We start from the raw sequence: 22,396 nt of genomic DNA on the forward strand, positions 1-22,396 counted from the left end.
CGCGGGGTACCGACTTCGGACCTTCGGGTCGGGAGCCTCGGTACACCGCCTCTTGGCTGTCCGGAATTCGGTGGAGCGATAACGGGCCCCCCGCGTGCAGTACCTACGACTTCATGTCCGTTTCGGAGCCCCTTTCCTAATGACGAGCAGCACCGAGGCCCCTCGCACCACCCCGCAGGTGGCGGTCAACGACATCGGTAACGAGGAAGCCTTCCTCGCCGCGATCGACGAGACGATCAAGTACTTCAACGACGGCGACATCGTCGACGGCGTCATCGTGAAGGTCGACCGGGACGAGGTCCTGCTCGACATCGGTTACAAGACCGAAGGCGTCATCCCCTCTCGCGAGCTGTCGATCAAGCACGACGTCGACCCGCACGAGGTCGTCGCCGTCGGCGACAACATCGAGGCCCTGGTCCTCCAGAAGGAGGACAAGGAAGGCCGTCTGATCCTGTCCAAGAAGCGCGCGCAGTACGAGCGCGCCTGGGGCACGATCGAGAAGATCAAGGAAGAGGACGGGATCGTCACCGGTACCGTCATCGAGGTCGTCAAGGGTGGTCTCATCCTCGACATCGGCCTCCGCGGCTTCCTGCCGGCCTCCCTGGTCGAGATGCGTCGCGTCCGCGACCTCCAGCCCTACGTGGGCAAGGAGCTCGAGGCCAAGATCATCGAGCTGGACAAGAACCGCAACAACGTGGTCCTGTCCCGCCGCGCCTGGCTGGAGCAGACCCAGTCCGAGGTCCGCCAGACCTTCCTCACCACCCTCCAGAAGGGTCAGGTGCGGTCCGGCGTCGTCTCCTCGATCGTCAACTTCGGTGCCTTCGTGGACCTGGGTGGCGTCGACGGTCTGGTCCACGTCTCCGAGCTGTCCTGGAAGCACATCGACCACCCCTCCGAGGTCGTCGAGGTCGGCCAGGAGGTCACGGTCGAGGTCCTGGACGTCGACATGGACCGCGAGCGCGTCTCCCTGTCGCTGAAGGCGACCCAGGAAGACCCGTGGCAGCAGTTCGCCCGCACCCACCAGATCGGCCAGGTCGTCCCCGGCAAGGTCACCAAGCTGGTGCCGTTCGGCGCGTTCGTCCGGGTGGACGAGGGCATCGAGGGTCTGGTCCACATCTCCGAGCTGGCCGAGCGCCACGTGGAGATCCCGGAGCAGGTCGTGCAGGTCGGCGACGAGATCTTCGTCAAGGTCATCGACATCGACCTGGAGCGTCGCCGGATCTCGCTCTCGCTGAAGCAGGCGAACGAGGCCTTCGGCGCCGACCCGTCCGCGGTCGAGTTCGACCCGACCCTGTACGGCATGGCCGCGTCCTACGACGACCAGGGCAACTACATCTACCCGGAGGGCTTCGACCCGGAGGCCAACGACTGGCTGCCCGGCTACGAGAAGCAGCGGGAAGAGTGGGAGGGTCAGTACGCCACGGCCCAGGCCCGGTTCGAGCAGCACCAGGCGCAGGTCATCAAGAGCCGCGAGGCCGACGCCGAGGCTGCGGCCCAGGCCGGCAACGAGGCTGCCGCTCCGGCCGCCTCCGCGGGCGGCGGCGGTGGGTCGTACTCCTCCAGCTCGGACGACAACTCCGGTGCGCTGGCCTCCGACGAGGCCCTGGCCGCGCTCCGCGAGAAGCTCGCCGGCAACCAGTGAGCGGATCCGCTTGATCCGCTGATCGGTACCGGTCAGTAGACGGTCGAAGGCCCCCGCCCGGGGAGATCCGGGCGGGGGCCTTCGTCGTTCCGGGAAACCCCGGCGTTACGTGCAAGCACCATCGAACGCAACAACCTCCTTGCAAGATCCTTCGGGTGACGGCGGATTGACGATCCGTCAGCAACCGTGAAGGAGTGCCGCATGGTGCAGGGACAGGCGGGGGCACAGACCGGGGGATGGACGCGGAGGGGTTTCCTCCGCGCTGTCGGGATCTCCGGCGGGGCGGGGACGATGTTCGCCGCGATGGGCGCGATGGGGCTGGCGCCGACCCAGCAGGCCGCGGCCGCGCCCGCCTTCCGCGCCCCGAGCGCGTCCGACTTCCACCTCACCGGGCGTACGGCCGGTTCGGTGAAGGTCGTGGTGCTGGGCGGCGGGGTGGCCGGCCTGGTGTCGGCGTACGAGCTGGGGAAGGCCGGGTACCACGTCACGGTGCTGGAGCCGCGGCCGCGGACCGGGGGGCGGAACTTCACCTCGCGGGCCGGCACCGTGGAGACCGACATGTTCGGCAACCGCCAGGTGAACACCTTCGCCGAGGGCCAGTACATGAACTGCGGGCCGGCCCGGCTGGCGCAGTGGATGGTTACCCTCGACTACTGCCGTGAGCTCGGCGTTCCGATCGAGGTGTTCACCAACGTCAACGCCGACGCGTACCTCTACAACGAGTCGGCGGGGATGACCGCGCCGCAGCGGTACCGCACTGCCAAGTCGGACGTGTACGGCTATGTCGCCGAACTGCTGGCCAAGGCGGGTTCGAGCGGGGCGCTGGACAGTGCGCTGTCGAGCGACGACAAGGACCGGCTGGTCGCCTTCCTGGAGAGCTGGGGCCAGGTGGCCAAGGGCTCCTCCGGGGCGTACGCCTACAGCGGGGGGAGCAACCGAGGGTACTCGGTGTACCCGGGGGCGGCGGGGACGCCGGGGACCGAGCTGGGGCCGGTGCCGGGGCTCTCCGAGGTGTTCGCCTCGGGGGTGGGCCTCTACTTCCCGTTCGAGTTCGAGTTCGACCAGGCGATGCTGATGTTCCAGCCGGTCGGCGGGATGGACCGGATACCGGCCGCGCTGACGGCGGCGATCGGGCCGGAGAAGATCAAGCTGGGGTGCCGGGCGAGCAAGGTGACCCAGGCGCCGGACGGGGTGACCGTCGAGTACACCGACGGGTCGGGGCGGACGAGGTCGATCGCCGCGGACTACTGCGTCGCCGCCATGCCGCCGCATCTGCTGGCGAAGCTGCCGCACAACCTCGGCAGTGACGTGCAGACGGCGCTGACCGCCATCACGCCGGCCTCGGCGAGCAAGATCGGGCTCGAGTACCGGTCGCGGTGGTGGGAGACCGACCACCGGATCTACGGCGGGATCACCGAGACGGACCTGGACCTGACGCACATCTGGCACCCCTCGTACGGGTACCACGGGGAGCGCGGGGTGATGATCGGCTACTACAACTACGACGCGGACGCCGACAGGTACGGGCGGATGACGCCGGCCCAGCGGGAGGCGCGGGCGGTCGCGCTGGGCGAGCGGATCTACGGGTCGAAGTACCGGACCGAGCTGGCCTCCTCCTTCTCTCAGTCCTGGCGCTTCATCCCGGATCTGCAGGGGGCGTGGCACAACCTGCCGGACAACTCGCCGGACGCGGCGGTGCTGAAGCCGCTGAACGCGCCGGCCGGGCGGGTGCTGTACGCCGGGGACTGGCTGTCGTACATGGACGCCTGGCAGCACGGGGCGATCCTCTCCGCGCGGAAGGCGGTGACGGCACTGCACACGGCTGCGCTGAGCGGGTGAGCCTCCCCGCGGCCCCTCGCCCGCCGGAACTCAGCGCAGTGCCAGTGCCGCGCCCAGCAGCATCAGGCCGCAGGAGGTGCGGGGGTCCGCGCCGGTGAGGGCGGCGATCCGGTCCAGGCGGTTGTCCACGGTGTTGGGGTGGACGAAGAGGCGCTGGGCGGCCCGGCGGCGGCTGAAGTCCTCGGCGAAGTAGGCGTTGAGGGTGGTCAGCAGCTCGGGGTGGTCGGCGAGGCGGTCGACCAGGGCGGTCAGCGCCGGGCGGGCCTCGGTGTCCTGGTCGAGGTGGTATTCGAGGAGCAGTTCCCGCATCACCGCGACCTGGCCGGGGGCCGCCGAGGGCAGCCGCAGCAGCCGGCGGGCCTGGGTGGCCGCCGCCGGGACGCCCTCGGGGGACGTGGCATGCGCGTACCCGGCCCGGACCGGGACCTCGGCCGCCGCCTCCAGCGCGGCCAGCGCCGAGCGGGCGGCGGCCAGTTCGCGGTCGGCCCCGCCCGGATCGGAGGGCAGCAGCACCAGCCCCCCGGCCGGGTCCAGAGCGGCCAGCGCCTCCTCGCCGAAGGCGCGGTGGAGCTCCTCGTTCAGCCGCAGGACCTTGCGACGCCCGGCGACCCGGCGACCGACCGCGTCCGGGACCCGCTCGCTCGGATGCTCGCCGGGCTGGAGGGCCAGCACCCCGTAGGCGGACGCGGGTTGGCGTCCTGCCCGGTGCGCCTCCTCCTCCGCGGGGCCGCCCGCGACCAGCGCCTCGACCAGGGCCCGGACGGCCTCCCGCTCCTCGGTGTGGGCGGCCTGGTACTCCCGGCGGTGGGCCTGGACCGCGGAGTGGGCGGCCAGTCGCTGGCAGCGGAGGAGGAGGTCGACCGCCTCCGGGGGTGCGGCGGTGCCCGACTCCTCGGCGACGGCGGCGATGTCCTGCCACAGCACGAGGGTCATGGTGAGGTAGCCGTCCAGCAGGTCCTCCACCGGCAGACCCTCCACCGCGCGGCTCTGCGCCCGGGTGCGGAACGGGCGGGTGGCCTCCTCGCCGCCGGCCTCCGGGTCCCGGCCGCTGCGGGCCGCGTCCAGGAAGAGCCGGGTGAAGGCCCGCACATTGGGGCCCATGTGCCGGTAGAGGTGCTCCGGCGGTTCGCCCTGGTAGCGCGGCGAGCGGCCGACGTACGCGCGGATGGCGCGGTCTCCGATGCCGGCGAGCCGGCGCTCCAACCGGTCCCAGAACTCGGCGGACGCTTGCTGATGTGACATGTCACAGCAGGTTAGTCCGGATCCTGGGCGTTGAGCAGTGGTCTTCCACCAGGGCCGGAGCCAGAGTTGGCATCCGGCACAGCGTGCGGCACCACGCGCGGCACGAGGTGCGAGCGGCATGACGTGGAGGTTGCCTGTGGCGGACGTACTGGACGCGCTCTTCGCGCCGCGCTCGGTCGCGGTGGTCGGGGTCTCGGCCTCGGAGGGGCCCTCGTGGGGGCGGATCACCCTGCGGAGGCTGCTCGACTGCGGCTTCCCCGGCGAGGTGGCCGCGGTGGCCAGGAAGGATCCCGGCATACCGGGGGTGCGCTGCGCCCGTTCGCTGACCGAGCTGGCCGGGCGGGGGTTCCGGCCGGATCTGGTGGTGCTGGCCACCCCGGCCGCCGCCGTACCGGAGCTGGTGCGGGAGGCGCGCGAGACCGGGGCGGGGGCTGCGCTGGTCTTCGCCTCCGGGTTCGCCGAGGACGGCGGGGCCGGACTGCAGCAGGAACTGCTGGCGGCGGCCGGGGAGATGCCGGTACTCGGGCCGAACTGCCTCGGGGTGGTGAACCGTTCGGCCGGTCTTGAGGTCTCCACCACGGCCTTTCTGGACCGGGAGCGGCCGCTCGGGCCCGGGCCGGTGGCGATCGCCGCGCAGAGCGGGGCGCTGGGCTTCGTGCTGGCCGACCTGCTGGAGCGGGCCGGGGTGGGATGGAGCCATTGCGTCAGCACCGGCAACGAGGCCAGGGTCGGGGTGGTGGAGGCCGGGCGCTGGCTGATCGAGCGGCCGGACACGGGGGTGCTGGTCCTGTATCTGGAAGGGGTCCGGGACGCCGCGGGGCTGCGGGCGCTCGGGCGCCGGGCGGCCGAACTCGGCAAGCCGGTGGTTGCGCTGGCCACCGGGCGGAGCGCGGCCGGGCGGCGGGCCGCCCTCTCGCACACCGCGGCCGTCGCCGGGGACCCGCTGCTGCTGGCCGCGCTCTGCCGGCAGGAGGGCATCCGGCTGGTGGACGACGACGAGCAGGTGGTGGACGCGGTGCTGGCGGCGACCAGGCGGGCCGACCAGGGGTCCTCCGGCGGCGCGGCTCCGGCGGGGCTGCCGCGGGCGGCGCGGATGGCCGTGCTCACCATGTCCGGCGGGGCCGGGGCGGTGCTCGCGGACCGGCTGAGCGCGCGCGGGCTGCGGGTGCCGCCGCTGTCGGCGGCCACCCGGGGAAGGCTGGCCGAGATCGGCGGGATCGAGGCCTCCGACGGCAACCCGATCGACCTCGGCGGCAACTTCTTCCGCTCGCTCGACCGGGTCTCGCGACTCCTGCGGACCCTGGACGAGGACCCTGGCATCGACGGGATCGTCCTCTACCTGACCTTCGGCGACCGCTTCCCGGCCCAGTACCGGGAGATCGCCGGGCGGTCGGCCGCGCTGGCCACCCCCGCCTGGTTCGTCTGGGCCTGCGCGCCGCCCGGGGAGCGGGAGCGGCTGGGCCTGCCGGCGACGGTGGTCGGCAGCATGGGCGAACTGGTGCGGCGGGTCGGCGTCCTGGTGCCGGAGGCGGAGGGGGCCGCCCGGCGGCCGGAGGCCGACCACCGGGACGGCGGGGAGCGGCGGGCCGCGCCGGGGGCCCGGGTGCTCACCGAGCGGTTCGCCGGACCGCTCCTCTCCGGGGCCGGGATCGCCCATGCGGGGATCGTGGCCGCGGCGGACCCAGCCGAGCTGGCGGCGGCGGTACGGGCGGCCGGCTGGCCCGGGCCGTACGCGGTCAAGGGTGATGCGGCGGACGTGCCACACCGGGCCTCGGCCGGGCTGGTGGAGCTCGGCGTGCCGGGGGACCGGCTGGCGGCGGTGGCGAAGGAGCTGGCGGAGCGGCTGGCCGAGCGGTCGGCCGATCCGGAGGCCAGGATCACGGCGCAGCCGATGCTGCCGCACGGGGTCGAGCTCGCGCTCGGCGCCGTGCGGGACGAGCGGTACGGGGTCGCGGTGCTGCTCGGCGCGGGCGGAGCGGCGGCCGAGGACCCCGGGGCGCCCCGGCGGGCGCTGCTGCTGCCCGCAGGGGAGCGGCAGATCGCCGAACTCGGGGAGTGGGCCGAGGAGTCGCTCGGCGCCCCCGCGGACGGGGTGGCCCGGGCGGTGGGCGCGCTGGTGCGGCTGCTGGACGGGAGACCGGAGATCACCGAGGTGGACGTCAACCCGCTGTGCGTGGCCGCCGACGGCCGGCTGGTGGCGGTGGACGCGCTGATCACCGCGGCGGAAGAGGAACGGACGCAGGAGGAGGAGCGGGATGAGTGAGCTGCTGGAGTACGCGGACCGGGTCTGGCGGGGGGAGGCCTCCCCCAGCCTCTACCACACCGGTGAGCTGCGCAGGAACGGCCTGCACGAGATCGCCGAGGGGGTGTGGACCTGGCCCGCCTTCGGCAACGTCCACCTCTTCCCCACCGGGGACGGGCTGTTCTGCTACGACACCGGCGACCGGCGGACCGCAGGCGATCTCTTCGCGGCGGTCCGGGCCCGGACGGACGTACCGCTGCACACCGCGGTCTACTCGCACGGGCATGTCGACCACGTCTTCGGCGTCGGCCCGTTCGACGCCGAGGCGGCCGAGAGGGGACTGCCCAGGCCGAGGGTGACGGCGCATCAGGACGTGCTGCCGCGGTTCCGCCGCTACCAGCAGAGCCTCGGCTACAACAGCGTGATCAACCAGCGCCAGTTCCAGGCGCCCGGCTTCCGCTGGCCCGACGACTACCGCTACCCGGACGTCACGTACGCGGACACCGCGCGGCTGCGGATCGGCGGACTGGAGGTCGAACTGTGGCACGGGCGCGGGGAGACCGACGACGCGACCGTGGCCTGGCTGCCCGAGAAGGGCGTGCTGTGCTGCGGGGACTTCTTCATCTGGTCCGCGCCCAACGCCGGCAACCCGCAGAAGGTGCAGCGGTACGCCCTGGACTGGGTGCGGACGCTGCGCTGGATGGCCGGGCTGGGCGCGGAGACGCTGCTGCCGGGGCACGGGCTGCCGATCGTCGGCGCCGCCCGGATCCGCACCGCCCTCGGCGACGCCGCCGACCTGCTGGAGTCGCTGCACGACCAGACGCTGGCCGCGATGAACTCCGGGGCCACCCTGGACGAGGTGCTGCGCACCGTCACCGCTCCCGCCGACCTGCTGAAGAAGCCGTACCTCCGGCCGTCCTACGACGAGCCGGAGTTCGTGGTGCGGAACGTCTGGCGGCTCTACGGCGGCTGGTGGGACGGCGACCCGGCCGGCCTCAAGCCCGCCGGGAAGGCCGAACTCGCCCGTGAACTGGCGCAGTTGACGGGCGGGGCGGAGCGGCTGGCCGAGCGGGCCCGTGAGCTGCTGGCCCGCGGCGACCACCGGCTGGCCGGGCACTTCGCCCAGCTGGCGGTGGACGCGGACCCGGAGAGCCAGGACGCTCACCGGGCGCGCGCGGAGGTCTACCGGGAGCTGGAGAAGGCGGCGACCTCGACCATGGCCAAGGGCGTCTACGCCTGGACGGTGGCCGAGTCGCAGGCGGCGCTGGACGGCGAGGAGCGGGACGAGCATCTGCGGGAGAACTCCACCGGGCGGGTGCGCTGGTCGATCTGACCGCGGGCGGAGCAGGGGAGAGGGGCGGCCCGCCGGGGCCGCCCCTCCTCGCTGTTCGCTGACGGTTCGTCAGCGCCGGGCGTCGCGTTCCGGGTTGACGGTGAGGATCGCGATCACGCCGCCGACCAGCATCAGCAGTCCGCAGACCAGGAAGGAGTGCTGGAATCCGGCCTGCTGGTCGGCCGAGGCGTCGATGATCCGGCCGGTGACCGCGGGGGCGACCACGCCGACCGCCGTGACCAGCGCGGTCCCCGTGCAGAGCACCGCGCTGCGCCGGCCCACCGGCGAGATCTGCGCGCCCAGCAGGTACTGGAGCGGGTAGATGCAGTTGGGCAGCCCGAAGGCGAGCATGCTGAGCGCCACCGCCGGGGCGCCGGAGAGGTACCCCATCACGATGGTGCACAGGCCGGCGAACGCGATGATCGCGCCGCCGAGTACGCCCCGGGACAGCCGTCCGCTGACCCCGCGGGCGAACCAGCGGCCGGAGAGCCACGAGCTGACCAGCATCAGCACGGCGCCGGCCAGGGAGGGCACGGTGACCAGGGTGCCGGCCCGGTCGGCCGAGTAGCCGAGCCCGGACTGGAGGTAGGTGTTGAACCAGGCGACGTTCATGGAGAGCGCCCAGTACGCACCCATGGCGGCGAGCAGCCCGCCGAGCCAGGTGCCGTTGAGGAAGAGCTTGCGGTAGGGAACCGGTGGGGTCTCCTGGGGGCCGGCGGGCTCGTCGGTGGCCGCCGGCGCCGGGGCGGGGCCGGCGTTCGGGAGGGGGGTGTCGCGGACCGGGCCGTCCTGGACCGGACTGTCCTGGACCGGGCCGTCGCGGCCGATGAAGAGCCACAGCACCGTCCACACCAGTCCGGCGACGGCGAGCGCCGCGAAGGCGGAGCGCCAGCCGTGACGGGTGATCAGGAAGGTCAGTGTGGGCGCCGCGACGATCAGTCCGAGGGCGCCGCCCATCTGGGTCAGCGCGGTGGGGATCGCCCGGGAGCGCTCGGGGAACCACTTCTGCACGGCGTGCGCGGTCAGCGGCGAGGTGGGGCCCTCGGCCGCGCCCAGTCCGATCCGGCTGGCCAGCAGCGCGGGGACGCCGGCCACCAGCAGCACCGGCAGCATGAACGCCGACCAGAGCAGCGCGATCACGGCCAGCACCACACTGGTCCTGATCCGGTTGGCGAGGAATCCGACCGCGATCGCGGAGAGGCTGAAGAGGAGGTAGAAGCTGCTGGCCACCGAGCCGTAGGCGGAGGCGGAGAGGTGGAACTCGCGGCGGATCGGCTCGGCGGCGAGGCCGAGCACCTGCTTGTCCGCGAAGTTGACCAGCATCAGCGCGGTGACCATCGCGGTCACCGCCCAGGCGCGGGCCCGGGAGACCCGGGGGCCGGCGGTGGCGTCGGCTCTGGCGGTACCGGCCGCCTCCGGCGCGGCGGTCACCGCTCCTCCCGGGCGGCGAGGTAGACGCTGCGGGAGATGTAGCTGCTGGCCCGCTCGGCGAGGAGGGCGCAGAGCTCGGCCTTCAGCCGCCTGGCCGCGGCGAGTTCGGACTTTCCGCCGCCGCCGCTGCCGCTGCCACCGCTGCCGCCGCTGCTGCTGCCGCCGCTGCCGCTGCCATCGCCTTCGCCGCCGCCGTCCTCGCCGTCTCCCGCGGGCGCGAGCGCGAGGAGGTCGACCGCGTGCAGGGCCTCCTGCAGCCGCCCCGCGTCGCGGAGTTCGCGGACCCGCGCCAGCACGCCCGCCTTGTCGGTGATCGCGCTCGCCACCGCGGTCGCGGCCACCGCCGGGGCGGCCGGATGCAGGGAGGTCGGGTTCCGGTCCTCCCACCAGCCGTTCTCGCTGCGGTAGATGTCCCGGACGATGAACTCCGGGTGGCCGTACACCGGCTTCATCCACCAGGTGCCGAACAGCTCCGCCGGGTAGTCCAGGTCGTTGACGATCTCGGCCGCGGTCATCCCGCGGTTCATCCGTGCCACGGTCTCCCGGCGGAGCCAGCGCAGCGCGGCCGCGCTGCCGGTGAGCATCCGGCGGATCTCCCCGGGGTCCTCCAGCACCCTGCCGAACTCCGGTACCAGCACCGCCGGCCGCAGGTCGGCCAGCCGGTCGAGGGTGTCCGCCCAGCGGACCGGGTCGCGCTGGGTACGCAGCGGCGTGCCGACGTTGGGGACGCTGTGGATCACCGCGGCGCTGCCGTAGAGGAGGCGCTCCTCGGGCAGCCACACGGCCGTGACGTCGTCGGTCTCGGAGGGCGCCGACAGCAGGCGCACCGTGCGGCCGCCCTCGGCGTGGAGGGTGAGCGAGCCCTCGTACTCCTGGTCGGGGAAGGTCAGCGGCAGCCGGTCCGGGGTGCGCAGGGTGCCGCGGAACTGCAGCCGGTTGAGGGTGTTCTGGAGGCCGGTGGTCTCGTGGTAGCGGCGGTAGCGGGCGGCCACGTTGCGGTGGGCGACGACGGTCGGACGCGGTTCGCCGCGGCCTTCGGCGGCGGCCAGCCAGGCCGGGACGCCGTAGTTGTAGCCGAGGTGGCCGTGGCTGTAGACGATCCACCGGACCGGCGCCTCGGTGACCGTGCGCAGCCGCTCGTGCAGCGACTCGGCCATCCTCCGGCTCGACCCCGTGTCGACCAGCACCACCCCGGCGGAGGTCTCGACGGCGAGCGAATGGCCCTGGCCGCCGAGGAGGTGGACGCCGGGGGCGAGGGTGCGGAGGGTGGGGCCCTGGGCGGTGAGCGGGGACTCGGCATCCGGCGGCATGGGCGGCTCCTTCGTGCGTCGGGTGGCTCTGGATCACCCTCGGCGGCGGGCGGAGCTGCGACAAGAGCGGGGATGTACGACCGCGTTGTGCGATGTCACAGCTGCGTGGGAGAGGCATTTGCCTAAAGGGGTTAGGTAGATGCAGAATGGGTTTCGGAAGAGCCGGGGAGTCCGGAGCGGACGGGGACGGAAGGCGGTGCCGCGCGATGGCGAGGGCCGGGCTGACCGCCGAGCGGCTGACGCGGGCGGGTGCCGAACTGGCCGACGAGGTCGGCTTCGAGCAGGTGACGCTGTCGGCGCTGGCCAAGCGGTTCGACGTCAAGGTCGCCAGCCTCTACTCCCATCTGCGCAACTCCCGTGACCTGCGGGTGCGGATCGCGCTGCTCGCGCTGGAGGAGCTCGCCGACCGCGCGGCGGAGGCGCTGGCCGGAAGGTCCGGCCGGGACGCCCTCCGCGCGCTCGGCGACGTCTACCGCGACTACGCCCGCGAGCACCCCGGCCGCTATGCGGCGGCCCGGCTGCCGCTCGACCCGGAGACCGCCGCGGCCAGCGCGGGCGTCCGCCAGGCCCAGATGATGCGCGCGGTGCTGCGCGGCTACCACCTCTCCTCCGAGACCGAGCAGACCCACGCGGTGCGGCTGCTCGGCAGTGTCTTCCACGGATTCGTGAGCCTGGAGCTGGCGGGGGGCTTCAGCCACAGTGCGCCGGACTCGGAGGAGAGCTGGTCGCGGGCGCTGGACGGCCTGGACGCACTGCTACGGGCCTGGCCCTGGCCGGAGCAGCGGCCCGACCGAACCCCTACCGACTGAGACGGGAACGAGAGAGATGGCGACGGAGACCGAGACCCTGCGCGACACCCCCATCAGTGCCGAACTGGTCCGGGGCGCGGCCGAGTTGGAGCGGACCGCGCGCGGCGGCCTGCTGCCGCACCGGCTGCCCGGCTGGGCGCGGGCGCAGTGCGCCGACGGGCAGCTGGCGATGGCCGAGTCGCAGCCCTCGGGCGTACGGCTGGCCTTCCGTACCGCCGCCACCGCGATAGAGCTGGACACCGTGCCGGTGAAGCGGGTCTATGCGGGCGCGCCGCAGCGGCCGGATGGGGTGTACGACCTGGTGGTGGACGGCCGGCTGGCCGGGCAGGGAAGCGTCGCGGGCGGCGACACCGTACTGGTCGACCTGGCGGACGGCAGTGTCGAGCACAAGGCCGGTACGGCCGGCACGCTGCGCTTCGAGGGGCTGCCGTCCGGGGCCAAGGACGTCGAGCTCTGGCTGCCGCACAACGAGACCACCGAACTGGTCGCCCTCCGTACGGACGCGCCGGTCGAGCCGCTGCCCCCGGCGGGTGCGCTGGGCCGCAGGGTGTGGCTGCACCACGGGAGTTCGATCAGCCACGGCTCGGACGCGGCCAGCCCGACCGGCATCTGGCCGGCGCTGGCGGCCGCCCGGGGTGGGGTGGAGCTGGTCAACCTCGGGCTGGGCGGCAGTGCCCTCCTCGACCCGTTCACCGCCCGGACCATCCGGGACGCGGAGGCGGACCTGATCAGCCTGAAGCTGGGGATCAACCTGGTCAACGCCGATCTGATGCGGCGCCGGGCGCTCGGCCCGGCCGTCCACGGATTCCTGGACACCGTCCGGGAGGGGCATCCGGACGTGCCGCTGCTGGTGGTCTCCGCGCTGTACTGCCCGATCCACGAGGACACCCCCGGGCCGGCGGCCTTCGACATGACGGCCTTGGCCGAGGGGCGGGTGAACTTCCGGGCGACGGGCGATCCGGCCGAGGTCCCGGCCGGCCGGCTGACCCTGAACGTGATCCGCGAGGAACTGGCCGCGGTGGTCGCTCAGCGCGCGGACACCGACCCCCACCTCCACTACCTGGACGGGCGGGAGCTCTACGGCGAGGCCGACTTCGCCGAGCTGCCGCTGCCGGACGGGCTGCACCCGGACGCGGCGGCCCACCGGCGGATCGGCGAGCGGTTCGCCGAGGCGGCCTTCGGCGCGGGCGGGGCGTTCGCGGGCTGACGCGGGCTGACGCGGGCTGCCCGGGGGTGGGGCACGGGTTAGGGTGCGGGCATGCTGAGAGTGGGACTCACAGGTGGAATCGGGGCCGGAAAGAGCGAGGTCTCCCGGCTGCTGGCCGGGCACGGGGCGGTGATCGTCGACGCGGACCTGATCGCGCGCGAGGTGGTCGAGCCCGGGACGCCCGGACTCGCCGCCGTGGTCGCCGAGTTCGGCGAGGGGGTGCTGCGCGCGGACGGCACCCTGGACCGGCCGAAGCTGGGCGCGGTCGTCTTCGCCGACAAGGAGAGGCTGGCCGCGCTGAACGCGATCGTCCACCCGCTGGTGCGGGACCGCTCGGCCGAGTTGGAGGCCGCCGCCGGTCCGGACGACGTGCTGGTCAACGACGTCCCGCTGCTCGCGGAGAACGGGCTGCGGGACCTGTACGACCTGGTGGTCGTGGTGGACGCGGCCGACGGCACCCGGCTGCGGCGGCTGGTCGAGCTGCGCGGGATGGCGGAGTCCGAGGCGCGGGCCCGGATGGCCGCCCAGGCGAGCCGCGAGCAGCGGCTGGCCATCGCGGACATCGTGATCGACAACGACGGCCCGCTGGCGCGGCTGGCGCCGCGGGTCGCCGAGGTGTGGGACGAGCTGAAGAGCCGGGCGGCGAAGCGCGGGTGACGGGTCGGCCGGTCGGCCGGTCGGGTCGGCCGGCCGCCGGGTCGGGTCGGCCGGTCAACCGGCCGCCGGGGGACGCCAGTTCACCGTGGACGCGGCGGCCCTCGCCGCCACCGACATCGGGGTGGCGGCGATCGACAGATCCCGGAGGGCGGCGGTGAGGCGCCCGGACACCGCGACCATCCTGGCCACCCGCGCCGAGTTGCGGACGACGGCCGTGGTGCGGGGCAGCCGAGCCGCGGAGTACTCGGCGAGGGTGGACGACCGCGCCAGCACCACCGCGTCCTCGACGGCCTGGCAGGCGCCCTGGCCCTGGAACGGGGTCATGGCGTGGGCGGCGTCGCCGAGCAGGGCGGTGCGCCCGGAGTGGAAGGCCGGCAGCGGGTCGATCAGATGGTGGACGTCGCTGCGGGTGATCGCGGATTCCTCGGCGGCGTCCAGGAGTTGGGGGATCGGGTCGCACCAGTCGCCGAACCGGCGCAGGAGTTCGGCCCGCTCGCCGTCGGGCGCGGCGCCGCCGGCGGGTGCCAGGGCGGCGGCGTAGAGGTAGAACCGGCCGTCGGCGAGGGCGATCACGCCGGTGAGGGCCCCCCGGCCCCAGGTCTCGCCGAAGGGGACATCGGCGGGGGCGGCGGCGCGGGGGAGGACGGTCCGCCAGGTGGTGAAGCCGGAGTAGCGGGGACCCGGGTGGTCGGGGAAGAGAGCGCGGCGGGCCGCGGAGTGGATGCCGTCGGCGGCGACGACCAGGTCCGGGCCTCCGTCCTCGGCGGCCTCCTCGGGGGTGGGGGCGCTGCCCAGCCGGAGGACGCCGCCGGGGAGGCGGTCGGCGAGGAGGTCGAGCAGCTCCGCGCGGTGCAGCACCACGATCGGCTCGCCCAGTGCGGCGGCGAGCCTGCGGCCGTCCATCCGGGCCAGCCAGCGGCCGTCCGGCCGCCGGAGGCCGCCGTCGCCCTGCGGGACCGCGCGGGCGCGGACGTCCTTGCCGAGGGAGGGGTCGATCGCGTCCAGGGCCCGCAGGGCGTTGGGGGCGAGGCTGATGCCCGAGCCGACGGGGCGGAGGGACTCGGCCCGCTCGTGGACGGCGAGGACCCGGGTGCCGCGGGCGGCCAGCGCGAGGGCGGCGGTGAGGCCGCCGATTCCGCCGCCGACGACGGTGGCGGTGCGGGCGGCGGTGCGGGGGACCATGAGGACCCTTTCGACTACAGGTGTAGTGCTTCCGCTCCCGACGTTACTACGCCTGTAGTGTGAACGCCATGAGCGGGAGTGAGAGGGCCGCGCTGATCGCGGACGCGGCGATCGCGCTGCTCGCCGAGCGGGGGCTGCGCGGGCTGACCCACCGCGCGGTGGACGAGGCGGCCGGACTGCCGCCCGGATCCACCTCCAACCACGCCCGGACGCGGGCCGCGCTGCTGGCGGCCGCGCTGGACCGGATCGCCGAGCTGGAGGCGGGGGAGTACGCGCCGCAGCCGGACGGCGGGTCGGCGGACCCGCGGGGGTTCCTGGTCGCGGTCGTGGCGGGCGGTCTGTGCGAGGCGCTGGGGCCGCGCGGCCGGGCGCTGACGCTGGCCCGGCTGGAACTGGCGCTGGAGGCCGGGCGGCGGCCGGAGCTACGGGCCCGGTACGACGCGTTGGGGGCCGGGTTCCGGGGGATGGCGGAGCGGTTGCTGTGCGCGGCGGGGGCGGCGGAGCCGGGGTGGGCGGCGGAGCGGTTGGTCGCCTGGTGCGACGGCGTGCTGTTCCACGCGGTGGCGGGAGCGGGCGCGGAGCGGGGGCGAAGCGAGGCATCCCTGCGGCAGGAGGTCGAGACGATGCTGACCGCGCTACTGGGCGCGTGACCGCCGCCGAGCCCCGCCCCGGAAGGGGCCCCGCGGGGCCGTTTTCGGGTGCTAGGTGGTGTGGATGATCGCCGCGGAGAGTGGCGGCAGGTGGAGGGTCTGACCGCTCGGGGATGGGGACGGGGGCGGGTCGGCGGGGTAGTGGGCCAGGATCTCGGCCGTGCGGACCCTCTCTCCCAGGGGGACGGTTCGCGGTTCTTCGGAGAGGTTCACCGCTGTGCGGTAGGGGCCGCGGTGGAGGACCAGCCAGCGGCCGGCCTCGTCGTAGGCGACGGCCTCGGGCGGGAGGGGGGAGGCCAGCGGCGGGTGGGTGCGGCGGAGGGCGATCAGGGTGCGGTGCCAGGCGAGGAGGCTCGCATGCGGCTCCCGGTCGCGTTCGGCGCGGTCGAGGGTGGAGGCGGCGACGGTCTCCGGCGACTGCGGGTCGGGGATCTCCTCCGCCGCCCAGCCGTGTTCGGCGAACTCGCGGCGGCGCCCGGTGCGTACCGCCTCGGCGAGCTCGGGGTCGGTGTGGTCGGTGAAGTACTGCCAGGGCGTGCCCGCGCCCCACTCCTCGCCCATGAAGAGCATGGGGGTGAAGGGCGAGGTGAGGAGGAGGGCGGCGCCCGCGGCGACCGCGCCCGGCGGCGCGAGCGCCGAGATCCGTTCGCCGAGGGCCCGGTTGCCGATCTGGTCGTGGGTCTGGAGGTAGCCGAGGAGGCGGTGGCGGGGCGTCAGCTCGCCCGGGGGCCGGCCGTGCCGGCGGCCGCGGAAGGTGGACCAGCAGCCGTCGTGGAGCCAGCCGCGGACCAGGACCCGGGCGACGGACTCCAGCGGGCCGCGGGGGAGTTCGGCCACCTCGGGGGAGGGCCCCGAGGGCCGGCCCGCGAAGTCGGCATAGTAGCCGCTCGACTCGCCGGTGAGGGCGGCGTGGAGGGCGTGGTGGTAGTCGTCGCTCCACTGCGCGGCCAGGCCGTAGCCGCCGGACTCGCGCGGGGTGATCAGCCGGGGGTCGTTGAGGTCGGACTCGGGGATCAGGAAGAGTGGGCGCTTGGTCGCCGTGGCGAGGGCGTCCACGGCGGCGGAGAGGTCCTCCAGGAAGTGGACGGCGCGGTCGTCGGCCAGGGCGTGGACGGCGTCCAGGCGGAGGCCGTCGATCCGGTAGTCCCGGAGCCAGGCCAGGGCGGAGCCGATGAGGTAGCCGCGGACCTCGTCGGAGCCGGGCGCGTCCAGGTTCACCGCCGAGCCCCAGGGCGTCTGGTGACGGTCGGTCAGGTACGGGCCGAAGACCGGGAGGTGGTTGCCGGAGGGGCCGAAGTGGTTGTGGACCACGTCCAGCACCACGCCCAGGCCGAGCCGGTGGGCCGCGTCCACGAAGCGCTTCAGCCCGTCGGGGCCGCCGTACGGCTCGTGCACCGCCCAGGGGGCGACCCCGTCGTAGCCCCAGCCGTGCCGGCCGGGGAACGGGCAGATCGGCATCAACTCGACCAGGTCGATGCCGAGTTCGACCAGCTCAGGCAGATGGGCGGCGGCCGCGTCGAAGGTGCCCTCGGGGGTGAAGGTGCCGATGTGGAGCTCGTAGAGGACGCTGCCGGGGAGCGGGCGTGCCGTGGCCCGGGCGTCGGGGGCGGTCCAGCGGAAGGCGGAGTGGTCGACCAGCCGGGAGGGGCCGTCCGGGCCGTACGGCTGCCGGCGGCTGCGGGGGTCCGGGTGCGGCTCGCCGCCGTCCAGCCGGAAGGCGTAGTCGGAGCGGCCGGCCACGGCCGGGACCACCGCCTGCCACCAGCCGTCCCGGCCGGGGACGCGGGACATCGGGTGGCGGGTGCCGTCCACCTCCACCTCGACCCGCTCCTTGGCCAGCGGCGCCCAGACCTCGAACGGGTGGGGGGAGGCGGGGTGGTGGCGGTCAGTCATCGCTGGGGCCCTCCTCCGCGGGGACCGGGGCGAGGAGGGCGACGGGACGGTCGGCGAGGAGATCGGCCAGCGGCGTCTCGCCGGTGTGGAGGGAGGGGCCGGTGGACAGCAGGTCGGTCCAGCGACCGGGCGGGAGGGGCAGGCTGGTCGGCCCCCAGCCGCCGGAGCGGAGGAGGCGGTAGGGGAGCCGGGTGGCGACGGTGATCGTGCGCAGCGCGGGCGGCCGCGGCGCGGGCTCCTCCGGGCTCTCCGCCGCCGGCTCGCGGAGGAATGCGAGGGCGTGCTCGGCCGCCGGCCCCCGGGCGGCCAGCGGGGTGTACGGGCCGGCGAAGACCTCGGGGTGGGCCCGGCGGAGCCGCAGCACCACCGCGGTGAGGTGGAGCTTCTCGGCGGCGAGCGGGTCGGTGCCGGGGCGGCGGCGGCCTCTGCGCCGGCCGCTGCGCCGGCGTCCGCCGCGCGGTCCGCGGCGAGACCTGCGGTGCGTTCGGCGGCGCGGACGGGCCCGTCCCGGTCCACCGCGGCCAGCCGCTCGGCGGCGGCCGCGAGGTCCACCGGTCGGCGGTTGTCCGGGTCGACCAGCGTCCGCAGCGGCTCCTCCGAGCCCTGGTAGAGGTCGGGCACGCCCGGCATGGTCAGGTGGAGGAGGGCCGCCGCCAGGGTGTTGGAGCGGGCGTACGGCTCCAGCGTGCGGACGAAGGCGGCCACCCGTTCGCTCCGCTCCGGGTCGGCCAGGGCGGCCCTGGCGTACGCCTCGACGGCGGCCTCGTACTCCTCGTCCGGCTCGGTCCAGGAGGTGCGGGTCTTGGCCTCGCGGGCGGCCTTGAGCACCGCCGCGACCAGCCGGTCGGCGTCGATCGGCCAGGCGGCGACGGCGGTCTGCCAGAGCTGCTCGGCCAGCTGCGGGTCCGGGGTGTCCTTGGACCACTGGGTGAGCGCCGCGTCCCAGGCGTCCGGCAGCTCGGCGAGGACCGCGAGCCGGGCCCGGGCGTCCGCGCTGCGCTTGGTGTCGTGGGTGGACAGGGCCGTCATGCCGAACGGGTGCTCGTTCTGGGCGCGGGCGCAGAAGGCGTGGAAGCCCGCCGGGGCGAGCGCGGGGCGGGCCGGGTCACCGCCGACCTCGTTGGCGGAGAGCAGCGGGGTCCAGCGGTAGAAGGCGGTGTCCTCGATGCCCTTGGCGGCGACCGCGGCGGAGGTCTGGCCGAAGCGGGCGCAGAAGTCGTCCCTGGCCGGGCCGCGGCCGAGGGCCCCCAGCACCAGGGCGTGGAGGAAGTCCGCGGTCGGCTCGGCGTACGGGGCCGTGGCGGGGTCCTCGCGCAGCGCCTCCCGGGCCGCGTCCACGGCGGTGCGGACCCGCTCGGCGTCGGCGGGCGAGGGCTTCTCGCCCGGGACGACGTACGCCCGGTAGGCCGGGAAGCCGGCCAGGGCGGCGGCGACGGCCTCCCGCACCGCCCAGGGGGCGAGGTCGCGGGCCGCCGGGGACTCCGCGCCGACCTCCTCCGCGGCGCGCAGCGCGACCCGGGTCAGCCGGTCCACCTCGGCGGCGAGTTCACCGTGCGGGGTGAGGAGTTCGCGCTGTGATCCGCTCGCCGTGGCCCGGAAGTCGAGGTCCTCGCCGGCCCAGTCGCTCTCGCCGCCGCGGGCGGCGCTCAGCTCGGCGAGCCGGGCGGCGCCGGCCGGGTCGGTGAGCACCCCGCCGACGGCGCGCAGGGCGTCGTAGCCCGTGGTGCCGGCGCAGGGCCAGTCGGCGGGCAGCGTCTCGTCGCCGGTGAGGATCTTCTCGACGACCACGTAGGCCCCGCCGGTCCGCTCGGCCAGCCGGCGGAGGTAGCCGCGCGGGTCGGCCAGGCCGTCCGGATGGTCGATCCGGAACCCGTCCAGCACCCCCTCCCGGTGCAGCCGCAGCAGGACCTCGTGGGTCGCCGCGAACACCTCCTCCACCTCGACCCGGAGCGCGATCAGGTCGCTGACGGTGAAGAACCGGCGGTAGTTGAGCTCGCTGCGGCCGAGCCGCCACCAGGCCGGGCGGTACCACTGGCGGTCGATCAGCTCGGTGGCCGGGGCGCCCTCCCGCCAGGTGCCGGCGGCCAGCGGGAAGGTGTGGCCGTGCCAGTGGAGCTCGCCGGAGTCCGCGGAGTCGGCGGAGTCCGCCGGCGGAATCGTCCGGAAGGCCGCGTCCACCGCGGGGTCGCCCAGCCGGCCGCCGAGCACCGGCAGCAGGATCCGGCCGCCCTGGGCCTCCCAGTCCACGTCGAACCACTGCGCGAAGGGGGAGGCGGGGCCGTCCCGGAGGACCATCCAGAGCGGATGGTTCAGCCGCTGCGGCACCGGGACCGCCATATGGTTCGGCACGGTGTCCGCGATGATCCCGAGGCCCCGCTCGTGGGCGGCCTCGGCCAGCTCGCGCAGGGCTTCCTCGCCGCCGAGCTGCTCGCTGATCCGGGTGTGGTCGACGGTGTCGTAGCCGTGGGTGGAGCCGGGGCGGCCTCCAGCAGCGGCGAGAGGTGGAGGTGCGAGACGCCGAGCCGGTCCAGGTACGGCAGGGCGGCGGCGGCGTCCCGCAGGGTGAAGTCGGGCTGGAGCTGCAATCGGTAGCTGGCGGTCGGCTGCGAACGGCCGGCGGGGCGGTGGTCGGGGCGGCGGGCGGCACGGCGGGCAGGAGAGCTCACGCTCCCACGTCTACCCGCATCCGGTCGGCCGTACGAGCCGGAGGCGCCCGTACCGGCTAAGCCGGGCGCCCCGGGGGTCACGCGGCTCGCTGAAGGACCATCAGGGAGCGGTCCACCAGCCGCAGCCGGTCGCCCGCCCGCACCTTGGCCCCGGTGCCCGGGCGGATCACCCAGGGCAGCGCGGTGTCCACCACCACCTGCCACTCCTTGCCCTGGTCGACCGGGACGGCGAAGTCCAGCGGCTCGTGGTGGGCGTTGAACATCAGCAGGAAGGAGTCGTCGACGATCCGGCCGCCGCGCCGGTCCGGCTCGCTGATCGCGTAGCCGTTGAGGAAGACGGTGAGCGACTTGGCGTAGGCGGCCCGCCAGTCCTCGTCGGTCATCTCCTCCCCGCCGGGGGTGAACCAGGCGATGTCGGAGAGCTCGTCGTGGGTGCCGGAGACCGGGCGGCCGTGGAAGAAGCGGCGGCGGCGGAAGACCGGGTGGTCCCGGCGGAGCCAGACCATGTGCCGGGTGAACTCCAGCAGCTGGGCGGCCTCGGAGTCCTCGGCCCCGGCGTCGCCCCCGCCTCGCGGGCCGCGGCCGCCTCGGCGGCCAGCGCCTCGGGCTTGGGCCAGCGCACCCAGGAGAGCTCGTTGTCCTGGCAGTAGGCGTTGTTGTTGCCCTGCTGGGTGCGGCCGAACTCGTCGCCGTGGGAGAGCATCGGGGTGCCCTGGCTGAGCATCAGGGTGGCCAGGAAGTTGCGCTGCTGGCGGGCCCGCAGGGCGAGCACCCCCGCGTCCTCGGTCTCGCCCTCGGCGCCGCAGTTCCAGGAGCGGTTGAAGGACTCGCCGTCCCGGTTGCCCTCGCCGTTGGCCTCGTTGTGCTTGTCGTTGTACGAGACCAGGTCGCGCAGGGTGAAGCCGTCGTGGCAGGTGACGAAGTTGATGCTGGCCAGCGGGCGGCGGCCGTCGTCCTGGTAGAGGTCGGACGAGCCGGTGAGCCGGGAGCCGAACTCGGCCAGCGTGGCGTTCTCGCCGCGCCACAGGTCGCGGACGGTGTCCCGGTACTTGCCGTTCCACTCCGTCCACAGCGGGGGGAAGTTGCCCACCTGGTAGCCGCCCTCGCCCAGGTCCCAGGGCTCGGCGATCAGCTTGACCTGGGAGACCACCGGGTCCTGCTGGACCAGGTCGAAGAACGAGGACAGCCGGTCCACCTCGTGGAACTGCCGGGCCAGGGTCGCCGCGAGGTCGAAGCGGAAGCCGTCGACGTGCATCTCGGTGACCCAGTAGCGCAGCGAGTCCATGATCATCTGGAGTACGTGGGGACTGCGCATCAGCAGCGAGTTGCCGGTGCCGGTGGTGTCCTCGTAGTACCGCAGGTCGTTCTGGACCAGGCGGTAGTAGGAGGCGTTGTCGATGCCCCGGAAGGAGAGGGTCGGCCCGAGGTGGTTGCCCTCCGCCGTGTGGTTGTAGACGACGTCCAGGATCACCTCGATCCCGGCCGCGTGCAGCGCCTTCACCATCGACTTGAACTCGGTCACCTGCTGGCCGCGGTCGCCCAGCGAGGAGTAGGCGGCGTGCGGGGCGAAGAAGCCGATGGTGTTGTAGCCCCAGTAGTTGCTCAGCCCCAGTTCCTCCAGGCGGTGGTCCTGGACGAACTGGTGGACCGGCATCAGCTCGATGGCGGTGACGCCGAGTTCGGTGAGGTGCTCGATCAGCGCCGGGTGGGCGATCCCCGCGTAGGTGCCGCGGAGCTCCTCCGGGATCCCCGGGTGCTGCCGGGTCAGGCCCTTCACATGGGCCTCGTAGAGGACGGTGCGGTGGTAGTCGGTGCGCGGGGCGCGGTCGTTCCCCCAGTCGAAGTAGGGGTTCACCACCACCGAGGCCATCGTGTGCGGCGCCGAGTCCAGGTCGTTCCGCCGGTCGGGGGAGCCGAAGTGGTACCCGTAGACCGACTCGTCCCAGTCGATGCGCCCGCTGATCGCCTTGGCGTACGGGTCGAGCAGCAGCTTGGCGCTGTTGCAGCGGTGGCCCGCCCGGGGATCGTACGGGCCGTGGACGCGGAAGCCGTAGCGGCGGCCCGGCTGGACGCCGGGGAGGTAGGCGTGCCGGACGAAGGCGTCGGTCTCCCGCAGCTCGACGCTGGTCTCCGAGCCGTCGTCCTCGAGCAGGCAGAGTTCGATCCGGTCGGCCGCCTCCGAGAAGACGGCGAAATTGGTGCCGGCCCCGTCATAGGTGGCACCGAGGGGATAGGGCTCTCCGGGCCAGACCTGCATGGTCGTCTGCGTTCCCTTCCCTGCGCGGGTCCTCGC

13 protein-coding genes and 2 pseudogenes are annotated in these 22,396 nt (G+C 74.3%); 8 read left to right on the forward strand and 7 right to left on the reverse strand.

The window, feature by feature from the left end:
* The first annotated feature begins 139 nt into the window (after nt 1–139).
* Together rpsA and BS73_RS29170 are read left to right on the forward strand one after the other, a co-directional pair.
* The gene (gene rpsA, locus BS73_RS29165; RefSeq protein ID WP_037577463.1) at nt 140–1,642 is read left to right on the forward strand and encodes a 30S ribosomal protein S1; all 1,503 of its coding nucleotides are present in this window, start codon (nt 140–142) and stop codon (nt 1,640–1,642) included.
* Between the two features lie 291 nt (nt 1,643–1,933).
* The gene (locus BS73_RS29170; RefSeq protein WP_152617917.1) at nt 1,934–3,481 is read left to right on the forward strand and encodes a flavin monoamine oxidase family protein; all 1,548 of its coding nucleotides are present in this window, start codon (nt 1,934–1,936) and stop codon (nt 3,479–3,481) included.
* 30 nt (nt 3,482–3,511) lie between these two features.
* On the opposite strand, the gene BS73_RS29175 is transcribed toward BS73_RS29170, so the two are convergent.
* Nucleotides 3,512–4,723: a PucR family transcriptional regulator gene (locus tag BS73_RS29175; protein WP_051941063.1), complete on the reverse strand. Its 1,212-nt coding sequence runs from the start codon at nt 4,721–4,723 to the stop codon at nt 3,512–3,514.
* Nucleotides 4,724–4,841: 118 nt separating this feature from the next.
* Here BS73_RS29175 and BS73_RS29180 point away from each other — a divergent pair, with 118 nt between their 5' ends.
* On the forward strand, nt 4,842–6,986 hold the full coding sequence (locus tag BS73_RS29180; RefSeq protein WP_037577468.1) for an acetate--CoA ligase family protein: 2,145 nt from the start codon (nt 4,842–4,844) through the stop codon (nt 6,984–6,986).
* The gene (locus tag BS73_RS29185) at nt 6,979–8,298 is read left to right on the forward strand and encodes an alkyl sulfatase dimerization domain-containing protein (protein ID WP_037577471.1); all 1,320 of its coding nucleotides are present in this window, start codon (nt 6,979–6,981) and stop codon (nt 8,296–8,298) included. The genes BS73_RS29180 and BS73_RS29185 overlap by 8 nt, the downstream gene beginning before the upstream one ends.
* A gap of 69 nt (nt 8,299–8,367) precedes the next feature.
* Here BS73_RS29185 and BS73_RS29190 read toward each other — a convergent pair whose 3' ends face one another.
* On the reverse strand, nt 8,368–9,729 hold the full coding sequence (locus BS73_RS29190) for an MFS transporter (protein ID WP_037581635.1): 1,362 nt from the start codon (nt 9,727–9,729) through the stop codon (nt 8,368–8,370).
* A complete protein-coding gene (locus tag BS73_RS29195) occupies nt 9,726–11,039 on the reverse strand; it encodes an alkyl sulfatase dimerization domain-containing protein (RefSeq protein ID WP_037577474.1) in 1,314 nt (437 codons plus the stop codon). Before BS73_RS29195 ends, BS73_RS29190 begins: the two co-directional genes overlap by 4 nt.
* 206 nt (nt 11,040–11,245) lie before the next feature.
* Between BS73_RS29195 and BS73_RS29200 the strand changes: the two genes are divergently transcribed.
* From BS73_RS29200 to coaE, 3 genes are read left to right on the forward strand one after another with little or no spacing between them, the layout of a single operon-like run.
* Nucleotides 11,246–11,848: a TetR/AcrR family transcriptional regulator gene (locus BS73_RS29200; protein WP_037577476.1), complete on the forward strand. Its 603-nt coding sequence runs from the start codon at nt 11,246–11,248 to the stop codon at nt 11,846–11,848.
* A 16-nt stretch (nt 11,849–11,864) separates the two neighbouring features.
* Nucleotides 11,865–13,055: a GDSL-type esterase/lipase family protein gene (locus BS73_RS29205; RefSeq protein WP_037577480.1), complete on the forward strand. Its 1,191-nt coding sequence runs from the start codon at nt 11,865–11,867 to the stop codon at nt 13,053–13,055.
* A gap of 51 nt (nt 13,056–13,106) precedes the next feature.
* Nucleotides 13,107–13,712, forward strand: coding sequence for a dephospho-CoA kinase (gene coaE, locus BS73_RS29210; protein WP_037577482.1), 606 nt, complete (start codon nt 13,107–13,109; stop codon nt 13,710–13,712).
* Between the two features lie 54 nt (nt 13,713–13,766).
* Here the strand turns inward: coaE and BS73_RS29215 are convergent, their stop codons facing one another.
* Nucleotides 13,767–14,894 carry an FAD-dependent monooxygenase gene (locus BS73_RS29215; RefSeq protein WP_037577485.1) on the reverse strand — a complete coding sequence of 376 codons (1,128 nt, stop codon included), beginning with the start codon at nt 14,892–14,894 and terminating at the stop codon, nt 13,767–13,769.
* Nucleotides 14,895–14,962: 68 nt separating this feature from the next.
* Between BS73_RS29215 and BS73_RS29220 the strand changes: the two genes are divergently transcribed.
* Entirely contained in the window at nt 14,963–15,544 is a 582-nt protein-coding gene (locus BS73_RS29220) for a TetR/AcrR family transcriptional regulator (protein ID WP_037577486.1), read from the forward strand.
* A gap of 51 nt (nt 15,545–15,595) precedes the next feature.
* Here BS73_RS29220 and treZ read toward each other — a convergent pair whose 3' ends face one another.
* The 3 genes and pseudogenes from treZ to glgX form a co-directional block, all read right to left on the reverse strand.
* Nucleotides 15,596–17,437, reverse strand: a complete 1,842-nt coding sequence (gene treZ, locus BS73_RS29225) for a malto-oligosyltrehalose trehalohydrolase (protein WP_051941590.1) — start codon at nt 17,435–17,437, stop codon at nt 15,596–15,598.
* Between the two features lie 561 nt (nt 17,438–17,998).
* Nucleotides 17,999–20,023, reverse strand: a pseudogene (treY, locus tag BS73_RS36640) (malto-oligosyltrehalose synthase); the annotation flags it as partial.
* 157 nt (nt 20,024–20,180) lie between these two features.
* A pseudogene (glgX, locus tag BS73_RS29235) lies at nt 20,181–22,360 on the reverse strand (glycogen debranching protein GlgX).
* Between the last annotated feature and the right edge of the window lie 36 nt (nt 22,361–22,396).

It is taken from the genome of Phaeacidiphilus oryzae TH49, from assembly GCF_000744815.1.
GTDB lineage: Bacteria > Actinomycetota > Actinomycetes > Streptomycetales > Streptomycetaceae > Phaeacidiphilus > Phaeacidiphilus oryzae.